Origin of the sequence: Enterococcus sp. AZ062 (genome assembly GCF_051715065.1) — a bacterium.
Taxonomy (GTDB): domain Bacteria; phylum Bacillota; class Bacilli; order Lactobacillales; family Enterococcaceae; genus Enterococcus_B; species Enterococcus_B mundtii.
Genome location: NZ_JBIOTB010000001.1, coordinates 1,975,713 through 2,000,848 on the forward strand (window position 1 = coordinate 1,975,713; position 25,136 = coordinate 2,000,848).

17 protein-coding genes are annotated in these 25,136 nt (G+C 35.4%); 2 read left to right on the forward strand and 15 right to left on the reverse strand.

Annotated features, from left to right (window positions below; translation table 11 throughout):
- Positions 1-100 precede the first annotated feature (100 nt).
- Positions 101-8,026, reverse strand: coding sequence for a QWxxN domain (locus IGJ00_RS09400; RefSeq protein WP_438844362.1), 7,926 nt, complete (start codon positions 8,024-8,026; stop codon positions 101-103).
- A gap of 522 nt (positions 8,027-8,548) precedes the next feature.
- Here IGJ00_RS09400 and IGJ00_RS09405 point away from each other — a divergent pair.
- Positions 8,549-8,674 (forward strand): hypothetical protein, encoded by a 126-nt coding sequence (locus tag IGJ00_RS09405; RefSeq protein WP_256209304.1) that lies wholly within the window; start codon positions 8,549-8,551, stop codon positions 8,672-8,674.
- Positions 8,675-9,120: 446 nt separating this feature from the next.
- Here the strand turns inward: IGJ00_RS09405 and IGJ00_RS09410 are convergent, their stop codons facing one another.
- The 9 genes from IGJ00_RS09410 to IGJ00_RS09450 form a co-directional block, all read right to left on the reverse strand.
- Complete coding sequence (locus IGJ00_RS09410) at positions 9,121-9,282, reverse strand: hypothetical protein (RefSeq protein ID WP_185953879.1); 162 nt, start codon at positions 9,280-9,282, stop codon at positions 9,121-9,123.
- Positions 9,275-9,889, reverse strand: a complete 615-nt coding sequence (locus IGJ00_RS09415; protein WP_272018580.1) for a zeta toxin family protein — start codon at positions 9,887-9,889, stop codon at positions 9,275-9,277. Before IGJ00_RS09415 ends, IGJ00_RS09410 begins: the two co-directional genes overlap by 8 nt.
- A 169-nt stretch (positions 9,890-10,058) precedes the next feature.
- Positions 10,059-10,313 (reverse strand): hypothetical protein, encoded by a 255-nt coding sequence (locus tag IGJ00_RS09420; RefSeq protein WP_438844363.1) that lies wholly within the window; start codon positions 10,311-10,313, stop codon positions 10,059-10,061.
- A gap of 1,272 nt (positions 10,314-11,585) precedes the next feature.
- The gene (locus IGJ00_RS09425; RefSeq protein WP_202976742.1) at positions 11,586-11,948 is read right to left on the reverse strand and encodes a DUF4180 domain-containing protein; all 363 of its coding nucleotides are present in this window, start codon (positions 11,946-11,948) and stop codon (positions 11,586-11,588) included.
- 391 nt (positions 11,949-12,339) lie between these two features.
- Positions 12,340-14,076, reverse strand: a complete 1,737-nt coding sequence (locus IGJ00_RS09430; protein WP_438844364.1) for a glycosyl hydrolase family 28-related protein — start codon at positions 14,074-14,076, stop codon at positions 12,340-12,342.
- 281 nt (positions 14,077-14,357) lie between these two features.
- On the reverse strand, positions 14,358-15,371 hold the full coding sequence (locus IGJ00_RS09435) for an RnfABCDGE type electron transport complex subunit D (RefSeq protein WP_086334795.1): 1,014 nt from the start codon (positions 15,369-15,371) through the stop codon (positions 14,358-14,360).
- Positions 15,368-16,657, reverse strand: coding sequence for an electron transport complex subunit RsxC (gene rsxC, locus IGJ00_RS09440; RefSeq protein WP_086334796.1), 1,290 nt, complete (start codon positions 16,655-16,657; stop codon positions 15,368-15,370). Before rsxC ends, IGJ00_RS09435 begins: the two co-directional genes overlap by 4 nt.
- Positions 16,658-17,186: 529 nt before the next feature.
- Positions 17,187-18,077: a 6-phosphofructokinase gene (locus IGJ00_RS09445; RefSeq protein WP_438844365.1), complete on the reverse strand. Its 891-nt coding sequence runs from the start codon at positions 18,075-18,077 to the stop codon at positions 17,187-17,189.
- 597 nt (positions 18,078-18,674) lie between these two features.
- Positions 18,675-18,932, reverse strand: coding sequence for a hypothetical protein (locus tag IGJ00_RS09450; RefSeq protein ID WP_071866235.1), 258 nt, complete (start codon positions 18,930-18,932; stop codon positions 18,675-18,677).
- Between the two features lie 1,115 nt (positions 18,933-20,047).
- Here IGJ00_RS09450 and IGJ00_RS09455 point away from each other — a divergent pair.
- The gene (locus IGJ00_RS09455) at positions 20,048-20,506 is read left to right on the forward strand and encodes a helix-turn-helix domain-containing protein (protein WP_071866234.1); all 459 of its coding nucleotides are present in this window, start codon (positions 20,048-20,050) and stop codon (positions 20,504-20,506) included.
- Positions 20,507-20,556: 50 nt separating this feature from the next.
- On the opposite strand, the gene IGJ00_RS09460 is transcribed toward IGJ00_RS09455, so the two are convergent.
- The 5 genes from IGJ00_RS09460 to rbfA form a co-directional block, all read right to left on the reverse strand.
- On the reverse strand, positions 20,557-21,408 hold the full coding sequence (locus tag IGJ00_RS09460; protein ID WP_071866233.1) for a GRP family sugar transporter: 852 nt from the start codon (positions 21,406-21,408) through the stop codon (positions 20,557-20,559).
- Positions 21,409-21,418: 10 nt separating this feature from the next.
- On the reverse strand, positions 21,419-22,204 hold the full coding sequence (locus IGJ00_RS09465; RefSeq protein ID WP_071866232.1) for a glucose-1-dehydrogenase: 786 nt from the start codon (positions 22,202-22,204) through the stop codon (positions 21,419-21,421).
- Between the two features lie 191 nt (positions 22,205-22,395).
- Entirely contained in the window at positions 22,396-23,340 is a 945-nt protein-coding gene (ribF, locus tag IGJ00_RS09470; protein WP_108173503.1) for a riboflavin biosynthesis protein RibF, read from the reverse strand.
- A 7-nt stretch (positions 23,341-23,347) separates the two neighbouring features.
- Positions 23,348-24,271 (reverse strand): tRNA pseudouridine(55) synthase TruB, encoded by a 924-nt coding sequence (gene truB, locus IGJ00_RS09475; protein WP_071866230.1) that lies wholly within the window; start codon positions 24,269-24,271, stop codon positions 23,348-23,350.
- 503 nt (positions 24,272-24,774) lie between these two features.
- Positions 24,775-25,122, reverse strand: coding sequence for a 30S ribosome-binding factor RbfA (gene rbfA, locus IGJ00_RS09480; protein ID WP_010735198.1), 348 nt, complete (start codon positions 25,120-25,122; stop codon positions 24,775-24,777).
- Positions 25,123-25,136: the final 14 nt, after the last annotated feature.

The following is a 25,136-nucleotide window of genomic DNA, read 5'->3' on the forward strand; positions in this document are numbered from 1 at the left end:
TATAGGTGGTAACTTTTTATCTCTAAAAAAGCAAAAAACTTTGCATATCCCACTTTATTTATACTCAGCCCCTTTGACACAAGCAAAGCTTCTATATCGCTTATATGTTCAACTCACTTCTAAGTTGTTGTTTGAACTGCTTACCAGTATACGTGCTATTTATAATCTTACTGATTATCTTCCCCCTATTTACAAGGGTCGCAAAACTTTTTTTGTCACTATTTTGTGAGGTGGGTGTTAAAACATTTTCTGTTGTTGTTTCTTTTGGCCTATCTTTTGGTATTTCTTTTAATGTAACCTTTTTTTCAAGATTTTCATAATTCCATAGATGCATCATTACTTGGAACATAAACATAAATCCGTTTCCTAATTTTGAATGATCGGCACTTCTTTTAAAACGTGGTCGTATGTCAAACTCATTTCCTTGTGCAATATCTCGAATAATGATCATTGCCATTTCTGCATCCATTAATTGAAAATTACTTCGTAACATAGAATCTACTTTTAGTGCTTCAACAACAGTATTTTTAGATAGATTCGGTTTGTTTTGTTCCAGAGCTAGTCTTTTAACAAACCTCTCAAATGTCTCCGACAGTACAAAGCTAGGATAATAACGTAGAAACTCATCTCTCAAGTCTTTTCCGCTTCTTCTTGTCCCTATTGTAGGTAAAGTATAGGCTATAATGTCATCTGTCGAAGATGCAAGATGTGTGGCTTCATGCATAATCGTTTCCTCTGGAGCTGTTTTTAACTGCTCTTCTGGAGAAATAGCTGGCTTTAAGTGAAAAGCATCTGCCATAATAATGATTCGACATTCGCCATCTTGTTTAAATACAAATGCATACGCATTTAAATATTCATTATATTGTGAATAATAGTTTTGTGTGATTTCATCTTGAACAAGGTCAGATGAGACAATCCACATGTTTTCAAATCCCCAATCCGCTGACTGTCGAAGAAATAACTCCCCCTTTTCTGCGATCGACAGGACTCTTTTGATGATTTCTCTTAAAACCTGTTCTTGGTTCGTTGCTTCTACTAAGTCAAACATTTGAATCAAATATTTCCCTACTTTTGTTTCAGCAATTGTAGATTGTTTTAATAATTTCGAACAAATTTCTTTGGCTTTGCTGAAATTTTCTACTGCTTTATAAAACTCTTGGGATAATTCTTCGATAAATGGTTTGAGAAAGTCAGGAACCTTTGTGGCATCAAAGCCCACAAATACTCGATAGTCAGCTCGAAAGTTTGTGGTACCTCCCTCCTCTACTTGACTAGTCAACTCGTTTTCTTTTACGAATTCAATTTCCCCTTCATTTGGATTACCGGGTTGTTCAGGTACCAGGTCAGGCGCTACTTCTTCAATATTTTGAGCAATAGAATCCTCTACCCATCCTTTCATAATCTCTAAATCTTCGTCTGTAAATAGAGGCTCTGGCGGTTGATTGAGCGTCACGTCTTCATTAGGAAATGATGTTTCTACCCATTCCTCTAATTCTGTTAAGTCACTAGTTGCCACAATAGGGACATTCGAAGGTCCCGCATCTAATAGATCATCAATTGCTTTTGATATTGCTTCACCTAGACCCTCTTCTTCAGGAATTACCTGATGTTGAGAAACTTTCTTAGTCAACAAATCGTTAATTGTACGAGACAATGCGCTTTCTACCAAAGCTTGATCGTTTATATAATAATTTTGTGGCTCCGAAATAAAGCTAGTTAACGGTGTAAGTGCCACATCGTTATCTTCATATCTTGGAAATTGGTAATCATTTGGAGTGACTACTGCTTGTCTGAATTTGTTCCAATCACTTATTTTCCCTGCCCCTGTAGGGATTGTATTATATGGTGGGAATATTCTATTTTTAGAGGTCTCTTCCTGTGATGTGCTCGCGATACCTACCTTTGAGGTACTAGCCTTCTCATGTTTCCCACCAGTTTTTGACACGGCACTCATATGATCAACAGAGACTCTTTCTAAATGAGTCTCAAAACGAAAATGTTGAATGCTAGAATCAAATCGTAATACAGTGAGCGGTTCTAGAATATTCTTTTTTACTAAATGGTATCGATTCTCTTCCATGTCCAACAAAATCAATGGAATGTACCGATGTGTGATTTTTATATACGTTCTTCCTGCTGCATCGCTCATCAACCCATACGCATCTGGAGCGGAAAGACCAGTTGGATCTAGTAACACTTCAAATCGGTTGATTTGACTCTCAACAACGGTTGTTACTTCTTTAGAGAGAAGGGGTGACGTCCCTGGCTCAAAATACCATTCCACCCCATTGAAATTGACTGGAAATATCTCATTTCCATCAATAACATCGTAACGTACCCCATGGCCTTTCACTGGCTCAATTCTGATAGGTATAATTTGGTCATTCATTTTTATACCATACGAGATGGATTTATCTTTATTTTGTATGGTATAAACTATCCCCTCCCCATATCCCTTTGGGTAAATATTCGCTTCTTCAACAAACGGAACGTCTTTATCTACTTTCTTTGTTAAGCGATCAATCAATGCTTTTTGTTCTGGCGTAAAAGATGCTGCCCCTTCAAATTCTCTTAGTTGATTGCCTCTCAAAGTAAAGTATTTACCAGAGACATCGCCATTTTTTAAATCTGTCACCTTCATATATAATTTATTTTTTACCCATTTCACTTGAACTTCTGGACCATTTCTTGGTAAATGTGTACGGATGTATATGTCAGACCAATCTGTTGTTTCTTTTTGTAACTTTTCTAGTTTTAACAAGATTTCTTTGATACTATGGTTTAAAAAATTTTGATTTTTTAATGTCACTAATCCTTTTATGACTAATTGACTCCCACCTACAACTAACTCAAAACCGGGATCAATATAGCGTGCCACACCTGCTATGAGAGCTCTCAGTTCTGCTGGATTAGGGATTACGTTCGCACTGCTCATTATTGCATTTCTTAATCCACCTCGTGCAATTGCTCTGGCTACGCCCACAACAAACTTCGTATTCAAAGCAGTAACCGTTCCAAACAAAGGAATCAGCAGAACAACATCAATTAGACAAGAAGACACGGCCTCACCCACTTGTCCATTTATACTACTTACCACACAATCGTAAAACGGAATAATATGCTTCACCATATCCCATATTTTTTCAGTTGTCGACTTGTCATTTCCTGACTCATACAGTTGTCGGTAGAATGCATCACGGTGCTTACTGCTGATATTCTCGACGAATGTCTCTACGTCAGTTCCACGAGATAATTCTTTATCGCGATGGACTTTAACAGTAAATGTATAGTGTTTTTTATTTATCAAGACCCCATCACGGTCTTTTTGAAAACCTTGATTCCAAATGTACTTCTGATCAAACAAACCATATTTAAGATATAATAATGGATCAGTATCGACACGATATAACATATACCCACTGTCTTCATCCAATGCTTTTAATGCGTATAAACGTTCTTCATTGTTGCAAATGGCAACGAACAGATTGGTATTTTCTAACTTAAGGATTGTATCGAGCCAATCCACGCGTTTTGTAAAGGAAACTGGTGGCATACCCGGCGCACCTGCACCTCCTCCGACATAAGGAGCTTCATTTTTCAACTGCGCCGAAGCTTCGTAAATTTTGGTATCAGCCGAAAATATAAAGCTAAGCTCCTCAGGAATTACTATTTTTAGTGCCAGTTCAATCAACTTCTTATTGAACGAGTGATAGGCATTCGAAACAGCTTTAGTTAGGTGTGTGTATTTCTCATTAATATTTGGCAAGTCCAAAAGTTTAGGACATGGATTTTTCCCCTTAAGATATATCTGATCCAACCCTCTGACATCTATTACTCCCTTTTGTCTACATTCTTCGGCTACTTCTTTTGCCAACGCTTGCTTACGACGCCACTCCCTGAATGCTTTTTCATACATTTGATAAGAAACATGTATCATTTTATGTAGCTCTAAAATTTTGAAATAACCTTTCTGTCGATAACCTATGAAAGTGCTTAAGGCAAACTCTTTATGGTTTCCTTTTTCTAATGCTTCACTTAATCCCTTCGGATCGAGTTGAGCAATGGCTAATAGTGCTGGCGTGATTAGATATTGCAACTGATTAAGTGAATCGACGCCTTGTTTACTGACTGTCTCACAAAAAAACTCGCCAAACGCTCGAATTTCCGTTTGGTTGAACTGTTTCAGATATCCTGCATCTTTTAATAACATCGAACCTGTTAACTGCATTAATGTATCATAATCAGAAATCGGTAAATCATCAGATAGATTACTTGCCTCTAAAAGATAATTTGGTAATACGCGATCGACTAGATGGATCCATAAACTCTTTAAATTCGCTTGATCCTCCTCTTGCTTTCGTGAATCAGCAAGTGTATGTGCTCGAGGTAGAGGATCGATCAAACCCGATTTTTTCAACTCCTCTAGCTCAAACAGCTTTCTGAGCTGTCCAATCGTATAGGATGATGGATCTGAAGATGCAAGTATACTTTTAGCTATGTATGCTTCGATTGAACTTTCTAATAAATTTTCAACAGCCCATTTGGAAACCGTAGCTTCTGCAAGATTATCGGAGATTTTTTCCTCTAATTCTCCACCATATAGATTTAACTCTTTAAGAATGATCATCGCGATTGCTTGTAAGTTTTCATGTATGATCACTCGTTTGTCACCACTTCGTATCAACCATTTTCCCATTACAACGAATAGATCTTCTTTCGTTGCTTCATTTGCTAATAGGCCTTTATTGTAAAAAAAACGTTTCACCTGTTCCTTTACTCGTCCCTCACGCCACTGATCCCCGTCACTAGTTGTTTTTAAACTAATGATATTTCCTAAGATATCTTGTTTATCTTTAGGTATATCTGCAGGGGGTACGGATGAATTCGAACTAGTTGATTGTTCAAATATACTAGATGTTCTATTTTCATTTAAAGAAGTGACATCTTCAATCGTTTGAGAAAGCCAAACAATGAAAGTGATTTTTGCCTCCATGTCTGAGATTACTCCATCTTGTTCTTCACCAATAATCAATCGAGCGATTTCTTTCACTTTCACCATATCAATTGTTTCTTGAGTAGTATCTTCAAGTAATGTCCATTCTGACACTTTTTCAACTAACAAACGAAGATTAGAGATATCGCAAGGAATCCCTTTTGTAGTTAAAAAAGTGGCAATTCTTTGATTGATTTGTTCTTTTTGAGTAGAATCGATTCCATTTTCAAAATGGTTCTGTAATTCGTTGGTTACCTGTTTGGCTGGATCAATATGATTTTCATTCAGAAATGCTTCAATTTTTACCTTTGTCTCTTTCTCTCCCTCTATCTCTTCAGTGATCCCTCCAACAAAACGACGTTCACTTTCTCTGAATTCCTTATAGAAATATCCTTTCTGTGCGTTATTGTTTTCCCATTGGAGAAAAATCTTTCTTGCCTCATCAATGGTAATAAAAGTTTCTTTAATACCATAATTTTTAAGGAGGAGATTGGCTGCCTCTTTTTCTCTTTTGATAATCAAATCATATGTATCAGCTGATAAAGTCCACTCGCGCAATTTTCTGACTAATTCACTCGTAGATGAATTAATAAAATGGGCATTTTGCTCATGGAGAAACGTCCTGACCGCTTCGTTCACTTTAGAAGTTTTGGTGCGATTTTCAAAAAGAGCAAAGTGGTAACAGACAAGAATGATTGGTTGTGTATTAGGTATAGAAAGCGGTCGATCATTAATAAAGTCGGCATAAAGTTGATCACTATGTTTTCTTTTCTCTAGGAAATGACTCATCACGGATGTTTCCGGCTGAGCTAGTTGATAAATGTGCGTTTGATTCGTTTGATTTTTGTATGTATTACCCTCTAAAATCGTATTTTTTTTCCATTGCATAAAAATTGCCTGTAATTGAGTCGCAGAAAGAATATCTCCCAACCTTACATTTTCTACGCCATACGCTTTGAGTAAAAAAAAAGCTAAGGTTGCTAACTTTTCTGATATAACTGATACTTCATTTTTTTCACTTATTCCTACCCTATCTTGAAGTCTCTTTATCAGTTCCGTGTCAGTGACAGAATCACTCAATAATCCTTGTTTGATGTACCAATCTTTTAGATGTTTATTTACCGTTTTTGTAGCGTTTCTTCTTAAAAAAAGAAGTTCGTTATAATAAAAAATCGGCAATGGTTGATCCTGATCGATTGTAGGAAAACGATTTGCCGCAATCGCTTCAGTCACTTTAGATATTAATGTTAATTCAGTCGCATTCATTGTAGCTTTATCTTGATTCATCTGGGTGTCCATTATGATTGTTTGGTTCTTCATCAAAGCAAAATTTTTATTTATTGAAAATGTAACGTTTTTAAAAATATTATTATTTCGCCATTGGAGAAATACTTCAATGGCTCTACTATCCGTCAGATGTTCTTCGGAAAGATCATAAGCTTTCAAAATGATTCGAGCAATTTGTTTTCTTTTATCCAAAATATCTTGATTCGTGTTCCCTCTATTTCCCCAGTATTGGATTGCAAGAAACAACTCTCTGAGCGATGATTCATTCGACAAACACAACTCCTTATCATGCTGGCACACACGCTCAATAATCACTTTATTAACCGTCTCCGTCTTATCACGCTTGCTAAAAACCGCTAAATCAAACCATACTGGCCTCAGTGATTCAACTATTTTTTCTGAAGTAAGTTCATTTTTCATATAAGACGAAATCGTAGACTCGATTTTTTTTAGTGTATGATCCGAAAAGTCTTCATATGATTTCAGTGGAATGTTCACACTTCTATCCAATGGGAATATTTTTTTTCTACCATCGGATAATTTGACAGGAATCGTTGCCGCTTCTGCAACTCTTACTTTTAACGGATCCAATATTTCAAGGAATCGGCCAACACTTTCCGTTGCTTTCTCCATTAATGTCCATACCATATTAAATTGTTCTTTTACTATTGAGCTGTTATCTAGATGTTTAGTGAGTTGAAATAAGTTGGGGAAGAAATGTTGTATTGGATGTCTAATATTCTTTCTAACTTGGGTAGTTTCCGAATTTTTTGTTTCATAGTAGGGAGGAAAAGTTTGCTTGAAAAAGGGGAAAAAATAGTCAATTAAAAGGTATCCATTTGCATTTTCTTGTTTTTCTGTAAATATACTATTTAAAAATCCACTAAAATAAATGGGAAATAAATCAATCTTCTCTATCGGAAATTCTTCTACATTTGATACTGCTCCTTCAGTTGCATTTACTGAAAAATATTTATTTGACAAAGAATATAAATCTTCCATGTGGAATTGAAAAACAGTTTTTAATGTTTCAGTCATATCCTTTCCAATAGAAAATGGCAAGTCGTTTTCTGTGCTAGTTTTTTTAAAGTGAAACTTTTTAATGTCTATTGGGCGGTATGTTTGTTGACCTAGCCTTTCTTGTGAATCGATGATGGCTCTCTGACAGATTGTTTTAAAGTGAGATTGTGTATGATTGGGAACTTGCCACAGTCCCCAATGTAGTCGATAGTTAAACTCACTATTGGTTGTACAATTTTCAAGTTTCGAAATCCCGTGAACTACCTGATGAATATTGACACTCCATTGATGAGCTTTTTCAGCTAAGTACATCATCGGAGGATTATTAGAATTCCCTTCAATGATTGGTCCGACTATCGTATTGTTACCTGTTTCTGCCTGAAAATGCAACCGGTTAGAAGTAGAAGTTGAAACAAAAGATTGAACTGTGAGAAATTCTTCTTGATTACGCACTTCTATGAAGGTGTCTACTTCAAAAGCGGAAGAATCTCCTTTACCTGTTTGTTGAAGATTTGGTGATACTTTATCGGATAATCGAAAATTTCCTAATACACTTAATAGATAAAGGAATCCTAGCGGACTGTGAAATCCCTTGGGGCTGAGCGTCTGTCCCATACTATTGGCTAAAGCGTTCAACCATCTTTGTTCTGCTTTTTGATTATATTTCTTTTGACATTGATAATAAAATTCACCATTTTTTTTCCTATAAACTTCTATTATCATTTTTTTCACTCCTTCATCTGTTTTAATAAAAAAAATTATGTAATAATCATATTTTTAATCATAGAGAGTGTTAAGCCTGGATACCGAAATAAAGGAAAAGCATATCGTCAATAGCAATTAAAAAAACTAAAAAAATTTTATTTTTATATACGTTAATTGTACAAAAAATATGACTATCCAATGTGACTTTATTTGAATGATTGATGAAAAAAATGGTCTAGTCATAGTGATGACAGATATACTCAATAAAGAAATATGGATAGAAGCAGAAAACTTATATCCTGTAGATTTGTTTGCCTCTCCTTTAATTTTTCTTTAGTTGTTGTCGAAACTTAGTTACAAATTCCCATTGTAATTTTCATATAGAAACGTTCGACACACATCAGGTTAACCATGATGACATAGCTAATTTAACAAAGGATATGATTTATCTTTTCTGTTGTTACTGAATATAAAACCATCATAACAATGAAGTGCGCCCCCCTAAGTTAGACCGAAAAATCTATCTTAGGGGGTATTTTAGTGACTAGATACGATTACGCATTTAAAAAACAGATAGTTGAAGCTTACCAAGGAAGTGAAGGTGTTTATAAACCATTGACGGATCGGTATAGTATTCCAGACTCCTATCCAGTTAAAAACGGATAAAAACAGTTGAGACGCTCGAATTTGATGCTTTTCACAAGAAAAAACGAAACAAAGTTACTCTTCTCAATTCAAACAAGATGTCACATACTATTAGTTGAATAGTGATAAATCTTATCTTGACATTACCCTGAAATACGGCTTGTCCTCCAACGCTCCAGGTTTTTCATTGGCATCAATCATCCCTCAAATAAGGCATTTAAAGTCTTTCACCGAAACCGAAAGGAAAATTTTCATGGAAAGCCAATCATCAAAAAATTATATCTTAGCACAATCCATTGGTTAGTGGATCGAGTATTAGAATCATCTGCGCATCAAAACGAAACTCGGCTGCAGTCCTGTTCAATATCGTAAACGAATGGCAACATAAAAATACCGACAAGATTTCTCCAGTCGGTACTAGGTCTCACTATTGGATCTCTCTTCATAAAGAGTATAGTTTACAAAAATTATTTATCTAACCCAATTAATTTACGTTGTTTCCGATTGGATTCATTTGCTACATACTGAAGAACTGTCATAAATTCTTTTCTAGTTGCTTTTTTATTGAGATTACCATAGCTACGGTTATATTTTTTCATAATTGCTTCTGCTTTTTCTTTATCAGTCATATAACTTTTCCTCCAATTCTTCTGCTGTAAATAATTCTGGCAAAATAAGATCTATATCTGAAATATCTGGAACTATTGTAGCAATTCCATTATTATAGTCTTTTAAAATCACATGTACAGAAATAGATTCCTCATACTGTTTTATTACTTCACGCACATTATCCCGAGACCTAAAATACGCATTAATAAAGCGGTCTTTAGGAACAAATCGTCCCTCTACTTTTTCTCGAATTTTTGTATAGTCCCAAACAATGAGAGGATCTTGGAAGATAAAATAAATTGTCACATCATAATCTCGAGAAAGACATCTTTCAATATTCTGTTTTGCTCGGCCAATTGCAAATGTTCCATCTAAAAGAAAAGAATAGCCATTTTTCAAAATCATGTCTAAAGAATAATCAACTAACCAAGATGATCCACTTTGAAAATCAGAAGAATTACTGCCGGTATAGCCTGGAAACTTTGCTCGAAAAATGTCTGCATCAATTCTACAAATATCTTCTGATAATTCTAATAGGCTAATCGCTACCTCGGTTTTTCCAGCACCAGGTGTGCCAGCCATAAATATAGCTTCCTTTTGATCAGTAGTTTTACTTTTACCTTGAATTACTTCATTTAAAGATTTTGTTAACTTGAATCACAGACTTTCAGTTCCTAATATTTGATGTTTTTATTCACTTGTATAGATACTCATGAATCAATTTCGCAGTTATTTCTTAATATGTATAGATTGCACCTCTTTATCTAATACAAACCATCTATTTTAATAACTAATTTTATAGACTATTTTTATCTTTTAGATTACGAGCAATGTCGATCATCAGCATAATAAACATAAAAGGACCAGTTACACTCAACAAAAATGCACCTAAGAATATAGCTAGTAATGGCATAGCGCCTATACCATTTTCACTTGGATCTAAATGAGGAAAAATTTTGAAAATAACTAAAAATACAAACGGTATAAATACTAATATAAACATACTTATTAAAAACAACACTAAACTTATGTTCCTAATTTTCTTAAACATAGTACACCACATTTCCAATTTTTTGTTATTATTATGTAGTAAAATTTAGCTTCGTACAAATTTTAACCAGAGTAATAAAAAAAGTTTATTATTAGTTAAAACGTAATAATATTAAGTTAAGTGCCAGAATAAAAAATCCTATGTATATATGAAACTTGCTCTTTGTTAAATAAGCTTCTGTCTTCGTATAATCTGACCTTGATAAACTTTTCCCAAGGTTTTGTCGTACTAATTTTTTTATTCTCAATAAAAAACCAATACCTATACTAAAAAATATAATACTTAAGAAACATAAGCTTATACGGGCCACTAAATATATCACTCTGATTCACCTAAATTCTTTTCAATATCTATAGTCAAAAGTTTATGCAAAAAAATTATATTTTTCTAACAGTATATCTAAATTTTCTACAGTTTTTCCAGCAGCTAATGCTCCTATTAGTTCTAGTGTATATTGTATGCTAAAGCTTTACCAAGTACTGACGTTATGACATCTTGAACAATAATTATATTTTCTACGACCCGAGCTATGTTTTACTTATTGTTTCTTTTATTTCCTCTGCTTACTACCTGCTGTACTTGTTCTTTTTTTAGTTAGGTAATTTCTCCTCTAAGTTTCTAATCATCATATATACCTTTGTAAGCATTGTTTTTCAATTTTTTTAAGGGTATCAAACTGTCTTTTTACCGATAAGTTAAATAATATAAAAAAATCACTCCTTTATTTTCTAGTTTTGTCATCTATACTTATTTAACTCCTCAACTTATTAAGAAGTTTTAGAACGATCGTCCTTTTTTTCTTGGTATCTAAGATGTAGAGTATATACCAATAACATTGTTATACCAAACGGAGCAGTAATATATATTCCCCACAGCGATACCCCTATACATGATAGTACAATATCACTATCAATAAAATTAGGAAATAAGTTACTCAATACACTCAAAATAAAGGGCATTACAATCAACATAAACGTATTAACACCTAATAGAACTTGACTTATCAAAAATATTTTTTTCATTTTTCCACTCTTTTCTTTTAGTCTATAGGTTCAAACCTATATTTTATTTTCAACTACTTTCATCAGTTTTCTCCAAAATTACACTTTTGATAATCTTTAAGGAACGTATGAGCGAGTGACCTTTTGATTTAATGGCTTTCTTATAAAAATATACGCAAAAGTTCTGGATTCTATTCTATTAATTGTATTCTAATGTTCTTCTCTTAGTTCTGGTTCAAATTATTTACCTTCTAAAGCTTATAATTAGTTTTTAAATCCCTAAGCACTCCACAGCCTCCTCAAAAGTTGATACAAAATAGAAATTATTCCCTTTGTTTGCTTCTCGAATAAAATCTTTCAGGGCTTGACTGCCTTCATTAAAATCACCAACGATTGCTAAATGGATATCATAATTGATATATTTTTGCAAAATTTCTCCTGCTATTCCTGAACTTAGATCATAAAATCCATTGATTATGGCTTCTTTCCTTAGAATGATATCAGTTGTTTGATAGTGATAATTTAATGACATTGCAAGATCTAAGGCGGATGCAGTATCGAAAATCAGTGGTTTATGATTTTCCATTTCGATCACTACGATATTCTTTTTGTTTTTTTCAACTACGTTTACCAACAATTGTCTCACCTCTTGTTTTTTTAAGTATATCATAGTGGCAGATTCGTTTTCGGATCTTTTTATTTATTTACTTCCTAACTTATTGTTTGTTACGGAAGCAACTGCTACAAAAGTAACAAAAAAACAACTCGTAAATCCCAAAACTTGCACAGTTTTTTGGTTTTTACGAGTTATTTTTAATGTTCAAACAATATTGATTTATTTTGTTAACACGAAGAATATTGGCAGCGCCTTTTCAATAGAAAATAATCCAGTAATACTTAGTATTTCTAATAAAATGACTATTTCTGAATCTTTTTATGTCGGATATGCTTCCAATTATTCCGACTTTTAGAAGAAAGTAGTTTTTCCAGAAATTTCATCTTGTTTGTGGGACCACCTAAACTTTTTATTGAAACAGAACCGTCACATTTGCTATCGCACGCACTGTTCGTCCATTTGGATATGAAAGCATTAGCTCTAGCTTATGTTGACCAACTTTTGATAGAACTTCAGGATTCAAAATAGTGATTTCAGGACGATCAGTTTCTTCTATATGGGTCTGCTCAACAAAATCAAATGGATCATAAGGTTCTCCTAAAACAATCTCAACCCTCCGGCCAACAGGAAATGCATCTTGTATTGGTATTTGCGTTTCTTTATATTGATCATACAATGTAGAATCGATCAAACTTCTCCAATCCTTTGGCATTTTATCATACTCAGCTGAGGTCCAATACTCAACATTTAATTGTCGATCAGATGTATCATCACGTGTATTGCCAGAAACATACGTTGACTCTCCTTTAAAACCTTCAGAAGCTTGATTCATGATCAATAGCTCTCTCCGGCGGTTGGCTGGAATATTATGATAATTGATAAATTGATTATCAATAAATACTCCATTATATACGTTGTCCTTTCCAGTATGCCGATTATACTCTATCCCAATCGCGTATTTATCCTGCCACTCTTTAAAATCAAACACGTTATTTGCTACTAGCCAATTCGATAACTCCGCTACTTGACCTTGATCAAAACTATCTCCTAATCCAAATTCTGGTGTTTCATACATAATAATACCGGTATTACGTAGATAATTATTCATGATTGTGATGTTACGTCCTGATTTGAATTTAAATCCACCATAAGGTCCATTGTGCAATCCACGAACGTGATTGCCTATAACCTGTACATTCTGTGATCCTCTTAGATAGATGGCATGATCACCTACCACACCATATCGATCCTCGTTCTCGTACATCTGCTGGAAGAAATTATCTTTTATCAAAACATTCTTCGAATTACTATATGAATTGACACCACAAGAAAGATAGTTTTGTTCGTTATGTTCAAGAGACATTTGCTCAGACTCCAACGCAGATTGTAGACGATTGATGGTTTTGATAATCTCAGGATTGCTAAAGCTCTTGATTGCCTCTAACTCATTGATCCGTAATCCAAATAGATTATCTGTAATCTGTACGTTTTCCATATACTCATATCTTCCAACCGTCGAAAAACCACCAATATAGATTGCCCGATTTTCTGTATCTGGCGTGGCATGTTCATGATCTCTCATAAATATATTATTTTGCATAGTTGCCCCATTGGATGTCTGTAGGTTGATCGGATACAAAGAGACAGGATGATAAAACACATTATCATTGATGGTAATGTTATTTGCTAAACGTGTAAAAATTCCTACTCCATCGAAAAACAATGAATGAATCTCAATATTGTGGCTTGTCTGGTAATTTTCATCTGACAAATAAACGTTTTGTCCTGTTTCATTTTTCAATATCGTTGGATTCTCTTCTTCTCCTTTGATCTTGAGACCGCTTCTTAACACCACATTTTTATTGATGATATACGTATCAGCTGGAATATATAACTGTTTTGTTAAAGAATTGGTGTGATCAATAATCGTTTGTAATTGATCTGACTGATCTTCTAAACTCTCACGTCGCAACGCGTGCTCCCCAAAAATCGTCTCATCTGTTGCATCTAACCATTCGGTGTGCTGAGCCGGAAAAGTTTTTTGGCCCTCTAACTCATTCGTTGCTTCTGCGTTTATATTTGCTGGTATGCTTATTACAAACAGAACCAGAAAACATAACATCATTTTTAGTTGTCGTTTGTTCATTTGTCTCTCCATTCTTTTTAGCTGTGATTGGCTATCGTTCTAAACAGGAAGTATTCTTTTATTTTTGGTGTTAGGTACCTTTTGTTTTAAGACACCATAAAATAACGAACGATATCCATTTGTAGATTAGCAGATAAATAAATAGTTTGGCACTCAATAATTTCATTCACAGGTGAAATTATTGAGTTCTTTCGCAAAAAAAATAGTTGAGCAACAGTTTTACCTAAAAAGACCCGACTAAATTTCTCTAGTCGGGTAACAGTCCTATTCGTTATAAATTATCACTTGAAACTTGATAATCCTTTTCTATTTTCTTTATCAATTATCTGAGTTATCTTAAACTCTTTTTCACCATACACTCGATGCATCGTCCACTGATCGATAAATGGTACTGTTAGATTCATGACAACAATCGCTACGCCGATCCCCCCTGGTAAATCTAAGACAATTCTTAAAACGGCACATAGTAAACCACAGCCGATAGCGAAATAATACTTCCCTTTATCGGTTGCAGGTGAAGTCGTATAGTCTGTTACCATGAAAACAGCTGCCATGATCAATGCTCCACTAAGCAAATGAGCTGTAGCAAAGCTGAAATTAAACCCACTATAAATCAAAATCGCTAGATAGAAAGAGCTTAGGGTTAATAAAGGAACGAATGGATGGATGATTTTTCGCACGATCAAATAGCCCCCAGCAATCAATAAAAGCAGTTTACTTGTTTCCCCCATTGGACCGCCTAGATCAATCCCTAAGAAAAGTTTCCACCATTCAGGTGTGGTCGCGCTGATTTCTCGAGAAAAATGACCAAGTGCCACAAGTGGCGTCACAGTTGTGATTACATCTGGTCCTGGTGCGATCCAATTAGTGATCCAAGGAGATAAAAAGAGCTTTAGAAGGACTCGTGCTGCTACTGCGGGATTGATCCAATTCCTTCCTAACCCGCCTCCTAGATGCTTTACAAGGACGATAGCAATAAAATCCCCGACAAGCACTGTCCATAAGGGTGCACTAGTAGGCAATGTCAAAGCTAACAACCAACCTGTGATCACAGCAGTCAAATCATTGACCGTGATCGGTTGTTTACTTGCTTTTTGGATAACCCCTTCAAGTAAGACACATGTGAGGATACTGGTAATGATCATCACTAACGACCGCCCACCAAAAAAGTAACTAGCACCAATCGTTGGAAATATAAGGGCAATCAACACTTGTTTCATTTTCCATTGGCTTGTCCAATCATTACGGATATGCGGACCATTGATCGTTCCGTTTCCTAGATATTTCGTACTCATCCTTTTGCCTCCATGATCTGATTTTTTACTGCTCTGATATCTTTTAATAAATCGATTTTTGAAGGACAGATAAATGAACAAGCACCACATTCTAAACAATTCAACGCGCCTAACTGTTCGGCTGTCTGAAGATCCTGATGACGGTACGCTTGACTGATCAAGATCGGATGTAGACCGATTGGGCACGCATTCACACACTCGCTACATTTGATACATTTTTGTTCCTTTGGGATCATTGCCTCTGCTGCAGACAATGCCAAAATCAAATTAGTCGTTTTTGTGACTGGTTCATCTAATGATTGGATCAGTTTCCCCATCATCGGACCACCATTCAATACCTTAAGAGGTGACGACACAAATCCACCACACGCATCAATCAATTCCTCTACTGGTGTGCCAATTCGTACTCGTAGATTTTTTCCTTCTTTGATCGGTGTACCTGAAACTGTTACTACCCGTTCGAAGGATGCGACCTGCTTTAACGTAGCACTAAAAATACTATGTATCGTCGCTACATTCAAGGTGATCACTCCGACATCAAAAGGGAGCTTGCCTTTAGGTATTTCTTGAGATAATACATGCTTGATCACTAATTTTTCCGCACCTTGAGGATATAGGTCCCCTAGAATATGTAACTGGATTCTTGGATCAATCAGATATTTATGTAAATGTTCAATCACTTGTACAGATGATTTTTCGATCGCAATCCTTGCTTTTGGGATTTGATAAGTATCCAGAATCATTTGTATACTCTTGATCATTTGTTCGGTATCTTCAATCAATAATCTTCTATCACTAGTAATGGATGGTTCACATTCTGCTGCGTTAATGATCAAGGTATGGATCTTTTGTTCTTCTTGAGGTAGTAGCTTTATGTCAGTTGGAAAACCAGCACCTCCCATCCCTATGATTCCTGCATTCGCAACGATGCTATGTAAATCTTTATTTTTTGTATGTAATAATTCTATACGATCAGAAAAGTCATTTTCTATAATGACCACTTTAGTCAACTGATGATTGACCATGCGCTCCTCGATTTTTTTTACGACTCCTGCCACTGAACTATGTACATTGGCAGATATTCGTCCATCTTTTTCTCCGATGAGTGTCCCAATTGCCACTTTATCTCCTACTTCAACAACAACTTTAGCAGGTTTTCCAAGATGCATAGACATTGGTAAAATAATTTTCTTTGGTGGCGTTAGTTTCTCGATGGCTTGTTGTGCTGTATGTTTGTTTTTATCAAGATAGACGCCATTCAACCTTTTTTTTACTATTAATTTCATTTTCATTCCCCTAACGATAGATAAAAAAGTAATAAATCAAACCGATTGCTACTAATACTAATTGCAAACCTAATCCGATCCATTCATATTTTTTTCGATAACTAATTTTTTTCATTTCTCCCCCTACGATAACAATGATTTTTTTATATAAAACAGTTGTTTTATTATTTGTAAAACTTGATCAAAATAGCACATATCCGCCCATAATCCATTAAATAAAATGATTTTACAGTAAAACCGTTTGCTATTTCCGTTTATATTCAAGTAAATAAAATAACTATTCGACACAAATATAATAACACGATGTAAAGTAATATAAAAGATTAATTTATAAAAATTTTCATCTTATCTTTTTTACTAAATGACAATAACAAAAAAATTCTAACTCATGGGTTGCTTTGAGTTAGAATTTTTTATTGATTTGCTTGCGAGAAATAATTTGAAGGACTACCTTTTACCAAGTCCTGATTGCCAAAAATTATTTTTTGGAACGTAACTATCTATCCTGTAACAATATGCTTACAAATCGTTACTCCACCGCTTGCTTTTCCACATTTTGATGATAGGGACTCTGTTCAAACAACACCTTCCCATGTGAAAAATATAATTCAGCGTCTAAACATTGCCTGTCGTTAAGTAAATCAGTTATGACATTCGCTAATTTGATTACCGCAATTCGATCAAATGCGGTGATCATCGACTGTCCAATTGCTAAATTATCTAAAACAATACTTCTATAGTCGGATAAAGTCGGACAAAACGTTTCAACAAAAGATTCGATTGAACTCACTGAACGGTTCAATAAAAAATGCATAGGATGGCTATTCATATGTTTCAAAAGATATTTTTTATTATTCGTTAAATCAAGTTGATTAGCAATACAAACATCGATTTCATTTGTCAAAGATAGTTCTCTTGTGACTTTACCTGTGATGGTATCGTCAATTTGGATGAACGTTACTTTTTGATGAGAATGTCCAGTATCGACGATCCGATCAATCACTTTTGTTACGCCGTTGATAAATGTATCTGAACCTACTGTATAGTCACCACTTGGGTAATCAAGATAGTTGGATACTGGTACAGTGATTACTGAAAGCCCATGGCTACGTAGCTCATTTGCAAATACAACACTCGAAGTCCCACCTAATAATACGAAGGAGTCGTAATTTTCCTCTTTTATCAATTGAATAAATGGATAGTTTACATGGTTAGTTTCTGAACATAAATAGGAGCAATCAAATAAATGCCAATTATTTACATTTTGATCCAGCTTTGTTTGGTTATATTGTTCTTCAGAAAAATTGATTGCGAATAATTCGATTTCTTGTTCAGGTATGGAAAGCACAAGCTGTTCCACCAACCGCTCTCCCCCTTTTACATAGCCTTCTATTGATAAAATGCCAACTTTTTTCGCCATATTCGTTTTCCCCTCACTGTATTCTTTCATTGAATTTCCATACTAAGTCAGTTCCAACAGCTATCTTCCTCAGACAGTAGTAATTTCTCATGCCGATCAAATAAAAAGCAGCCCGATGTAATCGGTATCATTTAATCGTAAAATTTTTTAGAAAAGTCACTTAATTTTGCGATTTTCATAGGATAGACATAGTTTCCTTCCACTATTTTCTATTTAAGTAAAATATACCATATTTATTCCAATATAGCATAGAGGTTTTTTTATTGGTAGAGAAAAGTATAGGAATACTAAAATAGAATCAATTGCGACAGAACAAATTCTGATATTTTTGTCTCACGGCAACAGCTAGAAAGCGAGGAAGACAAAGACATATCTTCTCTTGGTGATCATTGAATCTGGCTTTAAATCTATTTTCAATCAAAAAAATAGACCACAAGTTTGACTTGTAGTCAATTTATATCGTTCGATAACTCAAAATAAAACAGCTTTAAACTTATTGTACCTTCAGCTGTAACAGGTATATTTTATTGGTAGCAAACAATTAGAGCTGTTTCATGTTGAATGATCCAACATAGAGTGAGATAATGTGCTTTTCATTTAACAAACGATCGATCGTTTTGACAGATCAGTTAAAAAATTTTCAATAAATAAATCTGTTCCTTCTTTTGTCAGTTCATTCGCTTGACTAAACTTTTCTTTTACATTTATTTTGATTTCTTTGAGGGTCTGTTCCTTTGTCAGAAGATCGAAGATATATGTCGCTACTTCATTCTCCAATAGAAAGATGCCCTCATCTGATGACAAATAGATTGTGTTTCCTAATTTTTCATAAGCGATTGTTTTGTTTAACTTCATTTCTTTTCTTCCCTTCCTTTAACTCCATAACCAATAGTTCTACTATTGATCGTCTTCTTTTAACAGTCATTCTTCGAAATTGATGGTGTTCTGAATATTACTTCACATGGACTAACTTTTCAAAAACATTAACCCTATTACTTGTTCTCATTCCTTATTCCAAAGATAAGAGCCCCTTTATTCTTGGCGGGTGATTGATTCTTGCTTTTACTTTACATCGTAAAGTAATCAAATGCGAATAAGTAGTAGTTATCATCTCAAAACGTTATGTATACACATAAGATTTCCTATATAAATAATGGCTATCCGTCTTATCTGATCTTATTCATCGTTAACTTACAATTGATTATTGTGAGGCAAATCATAAACGAAATCATTTGCCTCACAATAAGGGGATTTTTAGGAAACTAAAGTTAGTCTATACAAAAAAGGGGAGTTTTTTAGTGTACTAACTTCGTTTCTACCATAAAAAAGAACGGTGTAAGCTTTGGTCCATTTGTTAAGCTACTAGAACGATTACATGACTTCACTTTAGTATACGGTCATCTAATATGCTTAGAAACTCTTCTCAGATCCTTTGAGCTAACTATCACTGTCCTCCTCTCTAGCATTTAGGAAAAAATTTCACTTTTTTTCCTAACATTAGTATAACGCGATTAATGTAAAAGTCAATATTTTTGTTAGGAAAAGTTAGGAATAAGCTTTTTTATTAAACAGCTTATTCATACTATTTTCATGGATTGCAGGATTTTAGACACTGAATTAAGGAGTAACTAGCTACCCTATTATTGAAACACTCACAAATTTTAGGAAATGTTTTAGAAAAAGGTTTAGGCGGATTGTTTCCAGACTTGATATTTACCTTATCGATTTTTTTGCAAAAGTTTAAAAACATTAAAAACATAACAATAATCTTCAAAAATTATGGTTTTAATGCTTTATATTGAGTATAATAATTTGAAAGATATCCTTATTTTTTCTCTATTTATTTATTATTTCACGCTATATTTATATATTTGATAGGCAAATCATAATAGCAAGAATCATTTATCTAACTCGTAAATGGTACTAGTTATTTGTTTCTATCATTCAAGAAAACGGAGGAAGGAAAACTGATGAAGAATTATTATTCAGTCAATGAACTTGCAGAGATTCTAGGAGTAACCACTCGTTCTGTACGAAATTATTTACGCGAGGGAAAACTACAGGGGATAAAGGTTGGAGGAAAATGGAAATTTTCAGAAGAAAATCTGTCAGAGTTTCTACAGTTCTCCCTTAAAAATAAACCAAGTTTCGTAGGAACTGACCAACCAATAAATAGTGCAGTAGTCCTAAAATTCTACCTTCAGTACGAAACGTTGGAGTCATTGCACCAATTTAGAGATTGTATGATCAAGTATCATCAAGATGTTTATTCAAATAAAGAAGATCGTTACTTTTTTTATAATGTCTTAGATGACACCTACGCGGAATTTATTATTAGCGGGAATTTTAACTATGTTCAAAGTTTTGGTACTTGGTTCAATGAAGCTGTTTTAAAACGAACGGATATCTCATTGACCGCACCAAAATAAAGCAGTGTAAGACATTTTTGTTAGTTGATGTCTTACATTGCTTTATTTTTTTAAATCAGCACAGTGATCATACTACCCCCGACAATCAAGGCTAACCCGATCAACGTGTATCTTAATTCTTTTTTGCTCTTCTTTTCGTGCAAAATAACCATACCACCTAATGTTGAGATCACTACGTTCAGTTGCGTGATGATATAGGCAGTAGCTACTCCATTGGCATTAGCTGAAAATATATAAGCAAATGCTGCTAAACTAAAAATGACTCCGACGATCGTTGCTTTCCAACTTTTTCCATCTCCGTACGCTTTTGGTTGCTTCAAGACGACGTAAATAGCCGCTGCTAAGAAAACACCTAACATTTGTGGAAAGAAGATAGCTACACCGTCTGCATTGACTAATTTAGGTAATGCACTGTACACCCAATAACCAATACTCGTAGAAGCAAGAATCGAAATTCCTTTAGTTATCCCACCTTGTTTACTTCCCCCATCAGTTACTGCTGTTAGTGCAGAACCAATCACTAGCAAGACGATCGCTACTCCGCCAATCACTTTTCCTGTTGTTCCTGCCCATTCGCCAAAAGCAAAAACACCGATCAGTGACGTTCCAACAAGCTGCATCGCAGTGGAAATAGGCATTGTTTTTGATACGCCGATCAAATTGAACGTGGTGTATTGTCCGATTTGGCCAATGACCCAAAACGCCCCCGATAAAAGACTGATCAAAAATGTAGTAATCGAAATACCACCGGGTGACATGAACAATTGAACAACTAGACCAACGAGTAATGCGCCAATACCCGTACCTAATATTTCATTAGTGGGACGCCCACCGATTTTTTTCAAAACCAGTGGTTGAATCCCCCAGCCAATCGCTGGTATTAATGCAATTAAGATTCCCATCAATCAATACCTATCCTTTCCCACCTTGAAATGAAGGATAAAGCGTCATACCACCGTCTACAAACAACGTAATACCTGTAACGTAGCTTGATTCATCTGAAGCCAACCAAGCAGCTGCAGCGGCAACTTCACTTGGTTTTCCGATCCGTTCCATCGGGATCATACTTTCTGTTGTCGCTTTTTGTTCTGGATCATCAAACTTTTCGGCATTGATCGGTGTTTTGATCGCTCCTGGTCCGATACTATTGATACGTATTCCTTCAGGCGCATACTCCATCGCAACACTTTGAGTGAATAGTTTTACCCCACCTTTTGAAGCGGCATAATGTGAGAAAGTCGGCCATGGGATTTGTTCATGGACAGAGGAAAGATTGATAATACTTCCTTTTACTTTGTGTTTTTTGAAATAATTGATCGCGGCTTTTGTTCCTAAGAACACGCCAGTAAGGTTGACTTGCATCACAGTTTCCCATTCTTCCAAGCTTAATTCGTGTGTAGGTTTTTGGTTCTCAGTGCCAGCATTGTTGACCCAAACATCCAACTGACCATAGGCTTCTATAGCTTGATCAATCAAAGTCTGCACGCCTTCTTCTGTTCCCACATCCGCTTTGACAGCTATTGCTTGGCCCCCAGCTTCTTCAATCGCTTTAACTGCTTCTTCGGCTCCCTCAGCATCCGAATGGTAATTTACGACTACTTTCATCTTCTCTTCTCCAAAACGCTGAGAAATGGCTGTACCGATCCCTTTGGACCCACCAGTCACTACAGCTACTTTCTGTTCTAATTCTTTATACATAGAAGACACCCTTTCTTTTATCACATTAATAACAGATATTTTAAAACATTCGTTATTAGCTATAAAGACAGTGTACACTACGCAGTGTAGGTGAAAGCAAATCATACGCACTAAAAAATTCTTTCCAAAAAAAGAAAGCCCTTCAGTTATCCTGATTGGGCTTCTTCCTTATTCTCGAATACTACATTTGCTTATTCAACATGTTCAAAAAAATCAGCAGTTACTTGTTCGTCTGCTTTTAATTGCTCGATCAAAGCTTCTGCTCCATCAAACTTCACTTGATCTCGGATAAACTCGTGCCAACGAATGTAGACATGTTCACCATAGATATCTTGATCAAAATCTAAAATATACAGTTCGACTGTCAATTCACGTCCATCGCCAAATGTATCATTATGTCCGATTGATCCCATCGCTGGGTACCACGTCTCACCGATTTTGATTTCACAAACATAGACACCCACTTTTGGTAAATGAACGGTGCTTTTAACTTTGACATTGGCTGTCGGGAATCCTAATAAGCGACCACGTGCGTCCCCGTGGATGACCACACCGTCGATTTCATAAATATATCCTAGCAAATGGGCCACCCTCGCGACATCCCCAGCATCCAAGTCTTGACGAATCCGTGAAGAACTGATTTTTTCCCCTTCTTGTTGCTCTTTTGGTACAGTGACTACTTCAAAACGACCTTTTGCATAACCAGGGAGATGAGGGACATCCGCAATTTCTTTCGGACCATACGTATAGTCAAAGCCAGAAACAGCATACTTAGCATTTAGTCCTACAATATATTGATCAACGAAATCTTGAGGGGCTAAGTGGGCAAATGCAGAAGTAAATTCAATTTCGTAAAGATAATCGATACCAAGTTCTGCCATTTTTTCTTCTTTTTGTTCTAACGTAGTCAAGTATTTGACGTTACTTGGATTGATTTTTTTAAAGACGATTGACGGATGTTGATTAAATGTCATCAATGCCAATTTCAGACCCTCTCTTTGAGCAATTTCTCGCCCTGTTTCAATCACTTTCTGATGTCCTAAATGAACTCCGTCAAAGAAACCTAAGATCAATACGACGTCTTCTTTCGGAATTTGAGAAACTTGATAAGGGTGTCTGATTTTGATGATTTCCATTTTTACATTAAACCTCATTTCTTAAAACTTTACTTGGTTTTAACTTATTTTTTTCTTTTGGATTTGGTTGGTAGATACTCACTACTTTTCCTTGATAAAAAAGAGCAATTTCTTCTGATGGCATCTCTGATAAACCAAATACTTGGTAATCTAAACGCATACCATTCTTGACTTTCTGCCAAACTGTATCGTCGATATCGACCTGTTTGAACTTTGTTACACCCGTTTCAATGGGTAATAAATACTCTTCGATCGTACCATTCTCCATATATGATGCTACTTCAGCTAAAGTAATTGCTTGGGATTCATTCATGCCGGCACTCGCTGTTCTCGTCAAATCTGACATATGTGCAGGATAGCCCAACTTACTCCCCGTATCTACAGCCAATGTCCGGACATAGGTACCTTTCCCACATTCGACTTCAAACCGCCACGAAACGGTCCCTGCTTCTTTTGACCAGTGGATTTCACTCGTTCGTTCAAAACGATAGATCTGCGCCTTGCGAACAGGTCGTTCCACTGTTTCATTATTTCGAGCATATTCATATAAACGTCGACCATTGACTTTCACAGCCGAGTACATCGGAGGAATCTGTGTGATCTCACCGACAAAAGCAGCCATTGCTTCATCTATTTGGTCCTCTGTCAACACTTCGGTTACAGCCCGTTGTTCGACGATTTCTCCTGATTTGTCTTCAGTCGTCGTACTGTAGCCAAGGGTGATTTCTCCTTTGTAGGTCTTCCCCGAATCCGTCAGATATTCAATGACTTTAGTGGCTTTACCAATACAAATTGGAAGAACACCATCTACATCAGGATCTAATGTCCCACCATGTCCGATTTTCTTTGTATGTAAAATTTTTCGTAATTTGAATACACAATCGTGGCTAGTCATGCCGCGTTCTTTCCATAAAGGTAATAAGCCTTCCATCTTTTGTTCTCCATTCTTTTAAGTATTAACTGAATTATTATAACACATCGGATCAAAAACTGACGGGATTGATCCTTAAATGTACGATTATTTTGTTTTAGAAACATAAACGTAACAAAAGTTCACACTGTTGTAAATAGAAAGATGGTATTCTTTTTGTAAAGGAGGGAGCACCTATGGAAAATCTTTTCTTTGCACCTTTTGATTGGTTATACGGATGGTTATCTGGTAGATGATCGGATGATTCTTTGATCAGTCAATTCTTATATTTTGCTTTTATGATGAAACATGTTTTCCCCAAAAGCGGACAATTCAGCGATGATCATCTGCTACGAATACAACGAAAAAATTCGGAAATGGCTTCTTCTATTTTTGGATTCTTTCGTTGTATTTCGTTTGGCTCTCTAGTGTCGAATGAAAATAGACAAAAAAAACAGGGAGGATACAGTTATTGTATCCTCCCTGTTCGACCATTGATACGAACGAGTTAACTCGCTAGAACATTAGTCTTTGTTTAAATTACGCAATAATTCATCGATATGATTACCATATACAACTGATTCGTCTAGCTCAAACGTCAATTCAGGTGTTTTATAAATACTCATGTTATGTCCTAATTCACGACGAATCAGTCCACTTGCTTTATTCAACCCTTCTTGCGCTTTTTTCTTATCTGAAGCTAAGTCTGATAAAAGGCTATAATAAATCGTTGCTTGTTGCAGATCACCCGTGACATGCACATCTGTGATCGTTACATTTTCCACACGTGGATCACGTACCTTTTTGCGTAAGATATCATTCACTTCTTTTAAAATTTCTTGACCGACTCTGCGGTCACGATAGTTAGCCATAATGAGCGGCCTCC

Bases quoted from the DNA above. Each gene is read 5' to 3' on its own strand.
- IGJ00_RS09400 (WP_438844362.1), bottom strand. From the start codon at position 8,026: ATGATAATAGAAGTTTATAGGAAAAAAAATGGTGAATTTTATTATCAA.
- IGJ00_RS09410 (WP_185953879.1), bottom strand. From the start codon at position 9,282: ATGACTGATAAAGAAAAAGCAGAAGCAATTATGAAAAAATATAACCGT.
- IGJ00_RS09420 (WP_438844363.1), bottom strand. From the start codon at position 10,313: ATGTTTAAGAAAATTAGGAACATAAGTTTAGTGTTGTTTTTAATAAGT.
- IGJ00_RS09430 (WP_438844364.1), bottom strand. From the start codon at position 14,076: ATGAACAAACGACAACTAAAAATGATGTTATGTTTTCTGGTTCTGTTT.
- IGJ00_RS09435 (WP_086334795.1), bottom strand. From the start codon at position 15,371: ATGAGTACGAAATATCTAGGAAACGGAACGATCAATGGTCCGCATATC.
- rsxC (WP_086334796.1), bottom strand. From the start codon at position 16,657: ATGAAATTAATAGTAAAAAAAAGGTTGAATGGCGTCTATCTTGATAAA.
- IGJ00_RS09445 (WP_438844365.1), bottom strand. From the start codon at position 18,077: ATGGCGAAAAAAGTTGGCATTTTATCAATAGAAGGCTATGTAAAAGGG.
- IGJ00_RS09450 (WP_071866235.1), bottom strand. From the start codon at position 18,932: ATGAAGTTAAACAAAACAATCGCTTATGAAAAATTAGGAAACACAATC.
- IGJ00_RS09455 (WP_071866234.1), top strand. From the start codon at position 20,048: ATGAAGAATTATTATTCAGTCAATGAACTTGCAGAGATTCTAGGAGTA.
- IGJ00_RS09460 (WP_071866233.1), bottom strand. From the start codon at position 21,408: ATGGGAATCTTAATTGCATTAATACCAGCGATTGGCTGGGGGATTCAA.
- IGJ00_RS09465 (WP_071866232.1), bottom strand. From the start codon at position 22,204: ATGTATAAAGAATTAGAACAGAAAGTAGCTGTAGTGACTGGTGGGTCC.
- ribF (WP_108173503.1), bottom strand. From the start codon at position 23,340: ATGGAAATCATCAAAATCAGACACCCTTATCAAGTTTCTCAAATTCCG.
- truB (WP_071866230.1), bottom strand. From the start codon at position 24,271: ATGGAAGGCTTATTACCTTTATGGAAAGAACGCGGCATGACTAGCCAC.
- rbfA (WP_010735198.1), bottom strand. From the start codon at position 25,122: ATGGCTAACTATCGTGACCGCAGAGTCGGTCAAGAAATTTTAAAAGAA.